Origin of the sequence: Microcoleus sp. MON1_C5, from assembly GCF_036701875.1 — a bacterium.
Lineage (GTDB): Bacteria > Cyanobacteriota > Cyanobacteriia > Cyanobacteriales > Microcoleaceae > Microcoleus.
In genome coordinates this window covers 74711-87837 of the sequence record NZ_JAUBRN010000011.1, presented here as the reverse complement: position 1 = coordinate 87837, position 13127 = coordinate 74711, and the positions used below count along the sequence as shown (strand labels likewise).

13 protein-coding genes are annotated in these 13127 nt (G+C 46.9%); 9 read left to right on the top strand and 4 right to left on the bottom strand.

Features of this window, described 5'->3' with window-relative positions; all coding sequences use genetic code 11:
- Nucleotides 1-165 precede the first annotated feature (165 nt).
- Both QUA71_RS08085 and QUA71_RS08080 read right to left on the bottom strand, forming a co-directional pair.
- Nucleotides 166-1572, bottom strand: coding sequence for a tetratricopeptide repeat protein (locus QUA71_RS08085; RefSeq protein WP_333283889.1), 1407 nt, complete (start codon nucleotides 1570-1572; stop codon nucleotides 166-168).
- Between the two features lie 102 nt (nucleotides 1573-1674).
- Entirely contained in the window at nucleotides 1675-2889 is a 1215-nt protein-coding gene (locus tag QUA71_RS08080) for a DUF4331 domain-containing protein (RefSeq protein WP_333283888.1), read from the bottom strand.
- A gap of 596 nt (nucleotides 2890-3485) precedes the next feature.
- Between QUA71_RS08080 and QUA71_RS08075 the strand changes: the two genes are divergently transcribed.
- The 4 genes from QUA71_RS08075 to QUA71_RS08060 all read left to right on the top strand — a co-directional run bounded on the left by QUA71_RS08075 (nucleotide 3486) and on the right by QUA71_RS08060 (nucleotide 6491).
- Nucleotides 3486-4052: a sigma-70 family RNA polymerase sigma factor gene (locus tag QUA71_RS08075; protein ID WP_333283886.1), complete on the top strand. Its 567-nt coding sequence runs from the start codon at nucleotides 3486-3488 to the stop codon at nucleotides 4050-4052.
- A gap of 68 nt (nucleotides 4053-4120) precedes the next feature.
- The gene (locus tag QUA71_RS08070; RefSeq protein WP_333283883.1) at nucleotides 4121-4816 is read left to right on the top strand and encodes a cupin domain-containing protein; all 696 of its coding nucleotides are present in this window, start codon (nucleotides 4121-4123) and stop codon (nucleotides 4814-4816) included.
- 212 nt (nucleotides 4817-5028) lie between these two features.
- Nucleotides 5029-5502: a DUF732 domain-containing protein gene (locus QUA71_RS08065; protein ID WP_333283881.1), complete on the top strand. Its 474-nt coding sequence runs from the start codon at nucleotides 5029-5031 to the stop codon at nucleotides 5500-5502.
- A 170-nt stretch (nucleotides 5503-5672) separates the two neighbouring features.
- Nucleotides 5673-6491 (top strand): hypothetical protein, encoded by an 819-nt coding sequence (locus QUA71_RS08060; protein WP_333283879.1) that lies wholly within the window; start codon nucleotides 5673-5675, stop codon nucleotides 6489-6491.
- Between the two features lie 92 nt (nucleotides 6492-6583).
- Here the strand turns inward: QUA71_RS08060 and QUA71_RS08055 are convergent, their stop codons facing one another.
- Both QUA71_RS08055 and QUA71_RS08050 read right to left on the bottom strand, forming a co-directional pair.
- Nucleotides 6584-7171 carry an acireductone dioxygenase gene (locus tag QUA71_RS08055; protein WP_333283877.1) on the bottom strand — a complete coding sequence of 196 codons (588 nt, stop codon included), beginning with the start codon at nucleotides 7169-7171 and terminating at the stop codon, nucleotides 6584-6586.
- A gap of 221 nt (nucleotides 7172-7392) precedes the next feature.
- The gene (locus QUA71_RS08050) at nucleotides 7393-8601 is read right to left on the bottom strand and encodes a NupC/NupG family nucleoside CNT transporter (RefSeq protein ID WP_333283875.1); all 1209 of its coding nucleotides are present in this window, start codon (nucleotides 8599-8601) and stop codon (nucleotides 7393-7395) included.
- A 249-nt stretch (nucleotides 8602-8850) separates the two neighbouring features.
- On the opposite strand from QUA71_RS08050, the gene der reads away from it, so the two are divergent.
- From der to QUA71_RS08025, 5 genes are all read left to right on the top strand, one after another.
- Nucleotides 8851-10212, top strand: a complete 1362-nt coding sequence (gene der, locus QUA71_RS08045; protein ID WP_006634202.1) for a ribosome biogenesis GTPase Der — start codon at nucleotides 8851-8853, stop codon at nucleotides 10210-10212.
- Between the two features lie 161 nt (nucleotides 10213-10373).
- Nucleotides 10374-11369, top strand: a complete 996-nt coding sequence (locus tag QUA71_RS08040; RefSeq protein WP_333283873.1) for an energy-coupling factor transporter transmembrane protein EcfT — start codon at nucleotides 10374-10376, stop codon at nucleotides 11367-11369.
- 186 nt (nucleotides 11370-11555) lie between these two features.
- Complete coding sequence (gene acpS / locus QUA71_RS08035; RefSeq protein WP_333065641.1) at nucleotides 11556-12014, top strand: holo-ACP synthase; 459 nt, start codon at nucleotides 11556-11558, stop codon at nucleotides 12012-12014.
- Between the two features lie 35 nt (nucleotides 12015-12049).
- Nucleotides 12050-12319, top strand: coding sequence for a transcriptional coactivator PipX (gene pipX / locus QUA71_RS08030; protein ID WP_006634205.1), 270 nt, complete (start codon nucleotides 12050-12052; stop codon nucleotides 12317-12319).
- A gap of 72 nt (nucleotides 12320-12391) precedes the next feature.
- Complete coding sequence (locus QUA71_RS08025) at nucleotides 12392-13057, top strand: YggS family pyridoxal phosphate-dependent enzyme (RefSeq protein ID WP_333283871.1); 666 nt, start codon at nucleotides 12392-12394, stop codon at nucleotides 13055-13057.
- Nucleotides 13058-13127: the final 70 nt, after the last annotated feature.

Genomic DNA, 13127 nt, shown 5'->3' with positions numbered 1-13127 from the left:
CGTCTCATAGCGAAAGTCGGTTAAAACCGACTGAATAGCTAATCAAATTCAACAATTGTGCATTTCAGTCCTATGCAAGAGGACTTAAGCTTTGAGCCAGGGGTTGAAACCCCTGGCGGATTGACGGAATGGCGAACTTTGCCGAATGGCTGCTATTAGCTAATCTCAAAATTCATAACTTCCCAAACCCAATGCTTGGCGGGATCGATCGTCAAAACTCGGGTCAATTTCCTTGGACTTTTGAAAATAAGCGCGAGATTCAGCATCCTTACCTAAAGTCCGGGCGATCGCACCAGCCCGGTAAAACATACCCGCATCCCGAATCCCCGATCGCACTATTTCGGCCATCACTCGATCGGCCTTTTGCCATTCCCCAGCACTCGAAAGCGCCCAAGCCAAAGTATCTAGGGTCACTGCATCCCGGCGAATTTTCACCTCCTCCTGCATTAACGCCAGCGCTTCCGTGACATCCTGCGATCGACCTTTTTCCAGCAGCAAACTCGCCAAATCCCTGCGGTGCCCGAAACCGCCAGATCCAGAAACCTGTTCCTGTCGCAGCCCAGCTTCTGCTTTGTCGCGAAGTCGCCGGGATTCGTTCGCATCTCCCTGCAACTCCTTAACCCTCGCCATACCGCGATCGACAATGCGATCGAACACAGTCTCAACCCCGCCCGAATACGCAGAAACCTTGCTGTAATAGCCTTCCGCCTCCCGATAATTGCCCTGCCGCGTCTCCAAATCCGCCAAATAAATCAGCGCCAGCGGGTATCGCGGCACCAACCGCAGCGCCTCCAAAAACAGCGCTTTCGCCTGCACAAACTGCCCGCGACGCGCGTAAAATCGACCCAAGAGTGATCGGGCCCGCGCCGAACCAGCAACCTCTCCCGGTTCCTCCGCGGCCATTGCTTGGCGGTAATCCTGCAAAACCTCAGCATCTCGGCCCTGAGACTCTCTCACTAAAGCTCTCAAAGTGAGGGAACCCAAGTTAGGAATCCGATTAACTAAGGCTTCTGCGGCTGCATTTGCCTCGCTCACTTTACCCATCGCTAAGTGAGATGTAACTAAAAGGGCGATCGCATCTTCATTGTCAGAACCCACCTGTTTAGCAAAGCGCAAAGCAGTAGCAAAATCGTGTCTCGCCTCAGCAATTCGAGCTAAAACTAACAGCGCACCTTGGTTGTCAAAAGGCAAATCGGCGATCGACCTTTGAGCCGCCTGTTCTGCCAATAAAAACCAACCTCCCTCCCCAGTACCGCGAGCCATTTTCAAATAAGATCCCGCCAGTGACGCCCGGTTCAAACCGCTGCGGGAATCAACGGCCAACCGCTGCTGGTAAAAAGCAATCTCTTGCTTAATTGCTTCCTTTTGATTGGGATTATTTCTCAAACTTTCCGAGAAATGATAGCGGTAATTAGCGTCTAGATTGGCCGGACTATCGTTATAAAGTTTATCTGAAATAAAACGCAAATTAGGAGGTAAATTCACTACTACCATCCCAACTAAAGGAACTACTATCAGCAGCCACCACGAGAAAATATCCGATTTTATTTCCAGTTTAGTCTTAGTTTTCATACATCCGCGTTAATCAGCGTTCATCTGCGGTTAAAAAAAGGATTTTACATCTGTCATTAGTCAGTAAACCCTGACTAATGACAGATGACTAATGACTAATCACTAATTAGGCAAAGCCAAATAAGGAAAAGTGGGTTCTAAAGGTTTGTGTCCCTGAGCCGGATTTCCCGGAGTTCCGTTATATGAAACGTTATCGCCCACCGGAGAACCCACCAAAGCTCCCAGAGTGATATCAATAACGTCGTCCATCAGCATACGACCTCCGATCAAGCTTCCTTGAGCATTTGTAGCGCTAGCGTAGCCGCTGGTTTTTGTGGTATCAATCCGCATGACATCGGGTAAGAAAGCTCCGGCGATCGCATTTGGATCGACATTATCCCGACCGTCCAAAAGATCCACAGCATTCAAAGTAGCAACAGCTTCCTGCCGCACCGGAGCAGCAGCAGCGCTCAAATCCAATTTCGGAGGAATATTATTAAATGCCTCCAGATAAGCGGAAGAAACTATCAAACCCTCATTAATTGCAGGTCTCGCCAAACGCTCGAATTGTTTGAAACCGCCAGCTCCATCCCGGATCGCAACTGTTGACCAAACATCAAAAGTATTCGCCCCAGTTCCTGCTTGCAAAAACGCTTTCGGAACGCGGACAGCAATTGTATTGACGTTGTAACCTTTAGTAAAGTCGATCGCTTGATTCGCTTCTTTAAAAGCAGTGCGCGGCCCAGTGCCTAAAGCTGCGGCGCGAACTCGGAAAAATTGTTCCACATCAAAGAAAAACGGGTCTTCGCGTAAACCGGCAAATACAGTCAAGTTAGAACCGCCCACAGGTACTGTATTCACAACAGCATTAGAGTTCAGGGGAGTTGTGGCAATTAGCCCGCCGTTAACTGTAGTCTTAAAAACAGTCTCCGAGCCACCGCGAACAACAGTTACAGCTACCGCTTGCATACCTTGATTATTAGGCGGACTAAAGGCAAACCGCAAGATAATATCCGAACGTCCAGTAGGTGTAGAATTCACGTCACCTACCTGCGTGATGTGAAATTGGTAGAGGGCTGTAGTGCTGAAATAATATTGAAAGCGGGCTACAGACCTGGGATTGGAATTCATGGTAAATACTAAATCCCCCTCCGCAGCACCGGGGTTTTGGTCTTTTTCGCGATAGACGAACACGTCAGTTAAATTGACAGCGCGACCTTTGATATCTACTTCGCCGTCGTCGTGGTCTGAAGCAACAATTATCCCTGGAGTTAATAGAGCAATTAGAGCTACTTCAATAGCTAGTATGGTTCGGCGAATTTTTTTTGTGAGCTTCACTCTTAGCACCTGTATTTCAATGATATTTTTGCACAAATCAATGGTAAATAACCCGCCTTCGCAGGTTTTACTTTGGGAGCAACAGGTTGAAATCACTCAACATGTCGGGCTTTTGCGCTGTTGCTGAGCCTTCCCCTATTGGTGGTATACGAAGGTTTGGCAATTTTGGATCTGTGCTACAAGATTAATTTATGCAAAAAAGTGCGTTATTGAGGATTTATTCATTCCCGGGCTATTCTTGGGAATTCGTGCTAGGAGACAGAGCCTCGCTTATATGGGTTCCCCGGCTCTTCTTGGGAGTGAGCAGACAGAGCTTAGGAACGAGTAAATGGCGTTGTTTTGACTGTTCAGGCTCCGGGCATTTCTTCGTTCTGCATAAAGCGGATTGCTAAGTCTCAAGAAAATAACTAATTAGGTGGTAAAATTCAAGATGACTTGGGATTTTTACAATTCAAAGCACGACAAAATTGGCCGGAAAAGGCATACTCCAGTTTGTACCCCCAACTTCAAACTTACAATTATGTTCTGTAGTGATATACGCCGAATTTTTAATTTTGGATCTGTGCAGTCAAAACAAAAATTTTCGGTACACTGAGATGACAGGCCAGAAGTCAGGCGATGAATCGCTGCTTTTAGTGCAGATTGCCCGGAAAGACCAAACGGCATTAGCTAAACTTTACGATCGCTACGGTCGCCCAAGTTACGCTCTCGCTTACAAAATCCTGGGTTCGGTAGAAGAAGCTGAAGAAGTGGTACTCGATGTTTTTTCCCAAATTTGGCAAAAAGCAGCAACTTACGATCCTTCTCGCAGTCGAGCAGATACCTGGTTGTTCATGCTGACCCGCAGTCGTTCCCTCGATCGGTTGCGAGCTGTGCAGCGAACAGTCCGGGCTGCTGAAGCTTGTCTGGAAGAGGCTAAAGTACCCATCTCTAACGTTGCAGAACCGATGGAAGATGCAATGTTTAAAGAACGCCGCGAACAAGTCAAAGCGGCCTTAGAAAAACTGCCAAAGGAACAGCAACAGGCGATCGAACTCGCCTACTACCAAGGATTGACTTGCGCGGCGATCGCAGCTAAAACTGGTATCCCGACAGGTACAATCAAAACCAGAATTCGGTTGGGTATTTCCAAATTGCGTCAGGCTTTGAGCGAACAATTTTAGATTCTCAAAAAACAAAATTTAAGTTGTTTAACATCAATCTAAAATTGTGGCATCTCCAATCATCCATCTTGAGTGCGAGCGCAGGAGACAATCTCAAATTTAAAATCAACTTAGGCGGAATTACAATTATTGGCGAAAAACAGAGGGAAATTATGCCAGACGAGGAATATAACATCCTTGCAGCCCTTCAAGCTCTCGATATCCTCGACGAGTCAGAACGTGGCGCATTTGCAGAGAAATTGAAAGAGTCCGCAGAACTTAAAAGTGAATTAGCTGCTTTGGAATCAACAATTGCCGCGATCGCCTACACAGCCCCCCCAGTTCCCGTCGCCCCCGACCTCAAAAACCGCGTGTTACAGCGCATAGCCGAACTGCCACTAACCCCGGCAGAATCAGTCAATTTAAAGCCGAGTGTTACCTCCCCAACGGAGAACAATACTCCATCTTTAATCGTGCGATCGAACGATGTCCAATGGAAATCTTATGGAGTTCCGGGAGTCTCGTTTGGCAAGCTTTACATTGACAAAAAAAAGCGCGAAATTACCTGCTTGATGCGATTAGAACCGGGAGTAACATTTCCCATGCACCGACACGCTGCCTCGGAGGAAGTGCTTGTATTAGAAGGAGACTTAATTGTAGAAGGGGAAATTTGCCATCAAGGCGACTACATTCGATCGGTTCCAGGTTCCACACATTCGCCCCTCACACAACGGGGATGTTTGCTGTTAATGAAAACTTCCCTAGACAACGAAATGTTCGTCTGATATTATGTCGGTTGATTTTCCTGCAATGATTTATTTTCGCTTAGTCGGGGCTGGTTTATGTATGCCGATTTTTAGTAGAAATTATAGAGTGTGGGTGAAACTAGCCTTGCCAAGTATTTCGTCGGTTAATTGACCGGACACGCTCTAACTCAAAAATACCGCATTGCTCCGCATTCGTCGGTTAAAAATTCCCAATATATCACGTAATTCCCATGCTAAAATACTTGCGTTTAACTGCTGTTCTGTCCGCCGTTATTATACAATTTGTACCCAGCAACCAAAGCGCGATCGCCCAAGAACGCGAAGGATGTTTTCTTGTTAATTCAGTGGGAGAAGTAATTAACTTAAATTTGTTGTGTTCGCCTCAAGAATCCGACATTAAGCTGACAGGAAACGATGGGAAATTTGTCGAAGACTACAAACGCTTAGCAAAAAGCTACTCTCCCGAAGCAACGGATAATTTATTGCAAGCAATCCAAAGGGCACCTGGTCAAAAAATTGCGGCCGCTAAAAGAATGTGTGCGGAAGCAAAAGCGGGAGTTTCTCTGCCGGAAGTTAAATTAAGGGCGATCGGGCAAGCTGTCAGTATCGAAAATCCCACTGTCAAAGAAAGTTTTCTGGCGGATGCCGATATTATTACCACTCTTGCCGCCAACCATTATTGCCCGGAGTTAGCCAGTAAGTAATATCATGAAATTTGGAGAGACACGCTAAGCGAGCATCTCAGTTTTGCTTTTACTATCCGTGTGCGATCGTCCGCCTCCCACTCCTAAAAAATACTTGTTACAAAACTGAGATGCTTCCCACGGTAATGCCGCGTCTCTACTTGCAGCAACGATCCATGAAATTACCGGACATGAAACATTTAAAATCAAGTTCCGCCGACTTGCGGGATTTATTCAAAGACAGCATTACAGTTAAATACCTCGCGGAACCGCTGAAAGCTGTCCCCGCTTGCGAAGATGCGGTCAAATTGCGATCGTGGATGGAGGCCCGCGATTTTGACGTACTCGGTATCGAAGAAAACGGTACGGTTTGCGGCTATGTAGAACGATCGCACTTAATCACAGGCAAGTGCAGCGACTACCAGCAAATTTTTCATCCCTCAGAATTAATCGCCGCTGCCACTCCTTTGATGGAATTGCTGCCGCTGCTGCGAGAAAAACCGAGATTATTTGTATTAGAAAGCAACAGGATCAACGGTATCGTTACCTGCGGCGATTTGCAAAAAGCACCGGTGCGGATGCTGCTGTTTGGATTGGTGACGCTTCTCGAAATGAATTTATTGCGAATCGTGCGGATTTACTTTCCCCAAGATTCTTGGCAAAAATTCCTTAAGGGCGATCGCATTTTAGCCGCCAAACACCTTTGGGAATTGGGGCGATCGCGAAATGAAGCGATTGACTTAATCGATTACCTGCAATTCTGCGACAAGCGAGATTTAATCCTCACTTCTGCTGAAATAGTCGATCGACTGGGGCTCAAATCCAAACGCTACGGGGAGCGTTTTTTAAAGTCAGCAGAAGCATTGAGAAACAAATTAGCTCACGCTCAAGATTTAATTAACGGTTCTTCTTGGCCGGAAGTAATTTTTTTAGCCCAGGAAATAGAAGCGCTTTTGCAGCGTTGCGAAGAAATTGAAATGGCCCCTCCTAATGAAGTAGAGAGCATTTAATCCTAGGCTATTAGAGAGAGATTTTGTTTGTTAATTCGCCATTTCAAGCGTCTATTTTGATAGAGGAAGGTGCGCCGAAGCGCACCCTAAATTTAGTTTTTAATTTTTAGTTTCCTGTTAGTATACTGAGGAACCCAGCCTTGAGCACTGGTGTAATACTGCAAGGCTTTCAAGTACAGCGACGGAGTGAGATAAAACCAATGTTCGGTATTGGCAGGCACTTTAATGTATTCTTCAGCTTGCATCATTAATTGTACCTGAGAGCCGTTAGAGTACACAAACCCAAAAACGCATTCCCCAGCTAAAATGTGAAGAACTTCTGCATCTGTGTGGGTGTGAGTGCGATCGCTTTGAGTCATCAGCGCGTAAATCTGCTGCGAACCTGGATGCAGCACTTTTAAGTCGCACCACTGATATCCGCTGGCGCGCTTGAACTGTTCAAACTCGCTATTAAATGCTGCGAGAATCTGCTGTTTTTCTGTAACATTGAGAATGTCTTGAACGAGCAGTTCTTGAAACGCCGGATTTTCGTTGGTGGGCAGAGAATCGATCTCAATATTTAAAACGGCCAGTTGACTCGCGATTGCCCGGATATCCGTATATGTTCTACCGTCTTCTAGTTGCAGAACAGCCATATTACCACCTAATGTGTTGAGCTTTGAGGGAAATTTAGTTTCCATTTTTAAGCTGCTGTTTTAAGCTTTGGTCAAAAACTAAACTCCTGCTTATTTTCAATAATAGCCGATCGCTAAAATTCCATGTCCTGCCTCGCCAATCATCAAAGCAATACCACTCATCAAATAATTTGGTGGGTTTTTTAACTTTTATTTAATAACATTTACTGGAGTTAATATAAGGTGCACCATAAGCACCGCAAAGCTTAACTAAAAACTCAAAACTTTCAAATCAGCATTCCCGCGATACAAGCAGTCATAAAACAAGCCAAAGAGCCAGCAATCATCGCCCTCACGCCCAACCTCGCCAAATCGCCTTGCCGCGAAGGAGCCATCGCGCCAATTCCCCCAATCTGAATCCCGATCGAACCAATGTTAGAAAACCCGCACAAAGCATAAGTCGAGATAATTTGCGATCGTTCAGAAATCGCCTGTTGTTTCACCAATTCCATCAAATCTAAATAAGCAACAAACTCATTCAAAATCGTTTTTTTTCCCAAAACAATCCCCACCTCTGCACAATCAGCCCAAGGCACCCCCATCAGCCAAGCAACCGGAGCCATCAAATAAGCTAAAATTAATTCTAGCGACAACTCAGGCAAACTAATTAGCCCTCCAAACCACCCCAAAAGCGCATTAAAAAAAGCCAACAAACCCAAAAAAGCAATCAGCATCGCCGCCACATTCGCCGCCAATTTCAACCCGTCGCTAGCACCCGAAGCCGCCGCATCCACCGCATTAGCATAAACCTTTTCCACCTTCACCTCCACCCCCCCAGCAGTCAGCGACTTTTCAGTTTCTGGGTACAGCAATTTAGAAATAGCCAAAGCTGCTGGTGCAGACATCACCGACGCCCCAATTAAATGTTGAGCCGGTACTCCAAAAGAAATATAAGCTGCCATGACTCCGCCGGCAATTGTGGCAAATCCTCCCGTCATGACAGCATGGAGTTCCGAGAGCGTCATCGCCGCCAAATAAGGTTTAATTAACAAAGGAGCTTCTGTTTGCCCGATAAAGATATTCCCAGCACAAGAAAGCGTTTCTGCGCCCGAAGTTTTCATGGTTTTCATCATTAACCATGCCACTGCTTGCACAACTCGCTGCAAAATGCCGTAGTGATAAAGTAGGCTGATAAACGAAGAGAAAAAAATGATAGTCGGCAGCACTTTAAAAGCGATAAAGTGTTCGGCAAAATTGTCTCCAAATATAAACTTTGCCCCCGCATCAGAAAAATTGAGAAACTGCGTCACCAAATCTCCCAAAAATTTAAAGACAGCCAAACCAGGAGCAGTTTTGAGAATCAAAATAGCAAAAATTAGCTGTAAAGCAATTCCCCACAATACGGGCGGCCACTTGACAGCGCGCCGATCGACTGAAAAGGCGTAGGACAAACCGACAAAAACAGCTAACCCGAATACAGAAATAAGTCGTTCCATTTAGCAATTTTTAGAGAATGGGCAGCAAGCATTTATCGTTACCAGGCAGAGCCTGGTAATCCAAATTAACAGTCCGATGGTACTTTATCTCGTTTCCGGAGGTCGCCATGAGTTCGCGGCGCGGGCAGCACAGCCCCGGAGGGCGTATAATACACGATGCAGCCCGATCGCATACAATCCCAGCCAGTTTGGCTTACAATAAAAGGCTAAACCTCAAAATTACGGCGCAGCCTCATTGCTGCTACTTTTATGTCTCTACCTATAGTTGCTATTATTGGACGCCCCAATGTAGGCAAATCGACGATCGTCAACCGTTTAGCCAATACCCAAGACGCGATCGTCCACGACGAACCAGGAATCACGCGCGATCGCACTTACAGACCAGCATACTGGGGCGATCGGGAATATCAAGTCGTAGACACCGGCGGGCTAGTATTCGACGACGAGACAGAATTTCTGCCTTTAATTCGCGAACAAGCAATGGCGGCCCTCGCAGAAGCCAGCGCAGCCATTTTCGTAGTAGACGGACAAACCGGGCTCACCGGCGGCGACGAATCGATCGCATCTTGGCTGAGACTGCAAAAAGTCCCCGTCATTCTCGCCGTCAACAAATGCGAATCGGAAAATACAGGACTCACCCAAGCAGCCGACTTTTGGCAATTGGGACTCGGAGAACCTTACCCAGTTTCCGGCATTCACGGCAACGGTACCGGCGAATTGCTTGACAAATTAATAACTTATCTTCCCACCGAAGTATTACCAGAAGTTGAGGAAATTAAAGTAGCAATTATCGGTCGTCCCAACGTCGGCAAATCGAGTTTGTTAAACGCATTTCTCGGAGAAAACCGCGCTATAGTCAGCCCGATTTCCGGCACAACCCGCGACGCGATCGACACCTTAGTAGAACGCAACGGTAAAACCTACCGCCTGATCGACACAGCCGGAATACGCAAAAAGAAAAACGTCGAATACGGTGCAGAATTTTTCGGGATCAACCGCGCTTTCAAAGCAATCCGCCGGGCCGACGTAATACTGCTAGTAATTGACGCAATTGACGGCGTTACCGACCAAGACCAAAAATTAGCCGATCGCATCAGCGAAGAAGGTCGAGCCTGCATCATAGTCGTCAACAAATGGGACGCCGTAGAAAAAGACTCCGACACCATCTACGAGTACGAAAGAGAAGTAAGAACCCGACTTTATTTCCTCGACTGGGCAGAAATGATTTTTGTTAGCGCCATGAGTGGACAGCGAGTTGAAAAAATCATTGAATTAGTAGACAAAGCCTCCGACGAACACAAACGTCGCGTCCCTACCGCCGTGATTAACGAAGTCATAGAAGAAGCCACAAGCTGGCACTCAGCCCCAGTTACCCGCCAAGGAAAACAAGGCAAAATCTATTACGGTACTCAAGTGCGATCGCAGCCACCGACAATCGCCCTATTTGTCAACGATCCCAAACGCTTCACCGAAAATTACCGCCGCTACATGGAAAGCCAATTCCGCAAACATCTAGGCTTTACCGGTACACCAATGCGGCTGCTTTGGAGAGGCAAAAAAGTTCGCGCCAGCGAAATCAGCACAACCAACAGAGCACTGCGCGTGAAGTAATTCTAGACTTTATATTAAAGAAAAAACGCAGTTTAATAATCAAAGCAAATTGCGTTTCTTTCTTTTCTCTTCCTTCGCGTCCTAGCGCTTACGCGCGGCTTCGCCTAACGCGTCTTCGCGGTTCAATAAATTTATATTATTAAAAATCTCAAATCGACAAAATGGATTTATTGCGATCGCTCCCGATAGGACTCTACCTAGAACAACCAGTAACCTGGCTGCACCGGCTAGACTCCCGCGTAAAACTAGCTTGGTTGATGACATTTTTGATTGCGCCAATACTCGCCAATCCCATCTGGCGGTTGATGCTAGTAGGAATGTTAATCGTACTGACACTAACAGCAGCAATTCCCTTGCGCGTGTGGAAACAGCAAATGGGACTGCTGCTGCTATTCTGTCTATTAGTATTTGGTCTCAGCGCGATCGCCCCCGACGGACTCCGCTCAGAACACCAGCCCCGCATCCCCGCCGACGAATTAACCTTTTCCCAACAGCCCGCAACCCTTCCACCCCGTCAAGAACCCAAACCCTGGTACAAACCTTTTAACTTAGGCTCAAACTCCCCAATCCCCAATCCCAAAGCCCAAAGCCCAAATCAACTCCCCCAACCCACAAACTACCGTTACGTTGTATTCAAACAAGGCCCGATTAAAATCACCCGCCAATCCCTAGATTTAGCTATCAACGTCAGTACCCTATTTTTCACAGTAATTTACAGCACCAACCTCTACCTTCTCACCACAGCCAGCGAAGAAATCACCGCCGCGATTGAAAACTTAATGCAGCCTCTGCGCCGCTTGAACTGGCCAGTCACCGAAATAGCGCTAACATTAACTTTATCTTTGCGGTTCATTCCCCTAGTATTGGAAGAAATACAAAATCTAGTGCGATCGGTCAGAACCCGAGCGATAAACTGGAAAAAACTCGGATTTCGCAGCGCAGCTCAAGTGTGGTTGATGATAGCCGAGCGACTGTTAGAAAACTTGCTCCTGCGAGCTGAACAAATAGCCAGCGCCATGAAAGTTCGCGGCTTCACCAGTCCCGATCGACACCGTGTAGAATGGCACCAGTTGCACTTGAAAATCCGAGACTGGATCGCCCTCGGCTGCTTGCTCGTCCTCTGGAGCGCCCGCTTGGTTTGGGGTTGGGACAGTTAAGATTTTAGATTTTAGATTTTAGATTTTAGATTTATTGATTAGATTTGAGATTGAAGAATATTAAAGAATTGGGAATGACTGATGAAGCTCGTCGTTTTGAGCACTGGCCTACATTTGAGTAAGTTTTGTCTGGTGCGCGACAGTCCTGCTAAAGTAATGGAGACAAATATTTAGAGAACCAAGACCTTGAACATCTATCTTGGGACAGATATCGTATATGTTCCGCGCATACAAGCCGCATTAGACCGGTTTGGCGATCGCTTCCTCGAAAAAGTTTACACGCCCGCCGAACAAAGGGATTGTAGGTCACTAAATTCTCAACACAGCAGCATTAAAGGTAAAATGAATCGAGTTTCCTGCAACCAACTAGCGGGGCGCTGGGCAGCAAAAGAAGCCGTTGTCAAAGCTCTAGGCACGGGATGGCGGGGAATACGGTATGCAGATGTGGAGATTCGGCGCTCCGAAAACGGTGCTCCAAACGTGCAACTGCACGGAACCGCAGCAGCACAGGCCTCTGTTTGGGGAAATTGCCAGTGGCAATTGAGCCTCAGCCACGACGGAGACTATTGCACGGCTACGGCGATCGCTCTTTGTACCCCGCCGTCAAACAACGCCGTCGGGCGATCGAGCGAAACTAAAATCTAAATCTTTAATCTAAAATGGATCGATTGTGAGCGTTAATGACTACCGAAACTTACCTGAATCATCCAAACTTTGGCCTCCTCTTCAGAGTATCCCAGGTTGAAGACAGCCAAGAATTATTTACCACCCTATACGCCCAGCGCCTGTTTTTTTTGGTGACAAACGGCCCAGGCGGGCTGAGATTTGAACCAATCAGCCGCTCCGACGCTCGCCTCATGGTCGAAATTCGCCTGCGAACCCTGCGTCGCAGCGGTCAATATCAGGAGTACGACCAATTGCAGACCATTCACCAGCGCACGTTTCAATAGCGAAAATCAGTAACTTGGTAATTGGTAACTGTCTTAATTTTCCTTCCCTCCCCTTCCCAGCGTTGAGCACCCATGAGCATTGCCTCTCGAATTAACAGCATTCGCCAACACTTGCCGGAATCAGTGCGGTTAATTGCCGTTACCAAACAGGTACCAACTGATGCTATCCGGGAAGCATACGACGCCGGTATCCGGGATTTTGGCGAGAGTAAGGTTCAAGAGACTGCCGACAAACAAAGGCAACTGCAAGATTTACCGGATATCAACTGGCACTTGATCGGCCACTTGCAAGCCAACAAAGCCGCCAAAGCCCTAGAGATCTTCCAGTGGATTCATTCTCTCGACAATTTAAAAATCGCTCAGCGACTTTCGCGCTTGGCGGGCGAACAGTCCTGCTCTCCCCAAGTCTGCCTGCAAGTCAAAATGTTGCCCGACCCGGACAAATACGGCTGGAGCGTTCCAGAACTGCTTGCAGACCTTCCAGAACTCAACAAATGTCAGCATATCAAAATTCAAGGTTTGATGACAATACCCCCACTGGGGTTAAATGACTCGCAAATCCTAGAATTATTTAACAGCACCCGCGAACTTGCTGACAAAATCCAACAGCAAAATTTGTCCTGCATTCAAATGCAGCAGCTCTCGATGGGGATGTCGGGAGATTATCATTTGGCCATTCAAGCAGGTGCTACTATGGTACGGCTAGGACAAACCTTATTTGGCTCTAGGAGGGGATAAATAATTCAAATCTTCTAATAAAGACAATTTAGGTTAAATATATAGTAGTCAGCCACCCGCGACTAACGCG

Bases quoted from the DNA above. Each gene is read 5' to 3' on its own strand.
- QUA71_RS08055 (WP_333283877.1), bottom strand. From the start codon at position 7,171: ATGGAAACTAAATTTCCCTCAAAGCTCAACACATTAGGTGGTAATATG.
- QUA71_RS08060 (WP_333283879.1), top strand. From the start codon at position 5,673: ATGAAACATTTAAAATCAAGTTCCGCCGACTTGCGGGATTTATTCAAA.
- QUA71_RS08050 (WP_333283875.1), bottom strand. From the start codon at position 8,601: ATGGAACGACTTATTTCTGTATTCGGGTTAGCTGTTTTTGTCGGTTTG.
- QUA71_RS08085 (WP_333283889.1), bottom strand. From the start codon at position 1,572: ATGAAAACTAAGACTAAACTGGAAATAAAATCGGATATTTTCTCGTGG.
- QUA71_RS08025 (WP_333283871.1), top strand. From the start codon at position 12,392: ATGAGCATTGCCTCTCGAATTAACAGCATTCGCCAACACTTGCCGGAA.
- QUA71_RS08040 (WP_333283873.1), top strand. From the start codon at position 10,374: ATGGATTTATTGCGATCGCTCCCGATAGGACTCTACCTAGAACAACCA.
- QUA71_RS08065 (WP_333283881.1), top strand. From the start codon at position 5,029: ATGCTAAAATACTTGCGTTTAACTGCTGTTCTGTCCGCCGTTATTATA.
- pipX (WP_006634205.1), top strand. From the start codon at position 12,050: ATGACTACCGAAACTTACCTGAATCATCCAAACTTTGGCCTCCTCTTC.
- der (WP_006634202.1), top strand. From the start codon at position 8,851: ATGTCTCTACCTATAGTTGCTATTATTGGACGCCCCAATGTAGGCAAA.
- QUA71_RS08075 (WP_333283886.1), top strand. From the start codon at position 3,486: ATGACAGGCCAGAAGTCAGGCGATGAATCGCTGCTTTTAGTGCAGATT.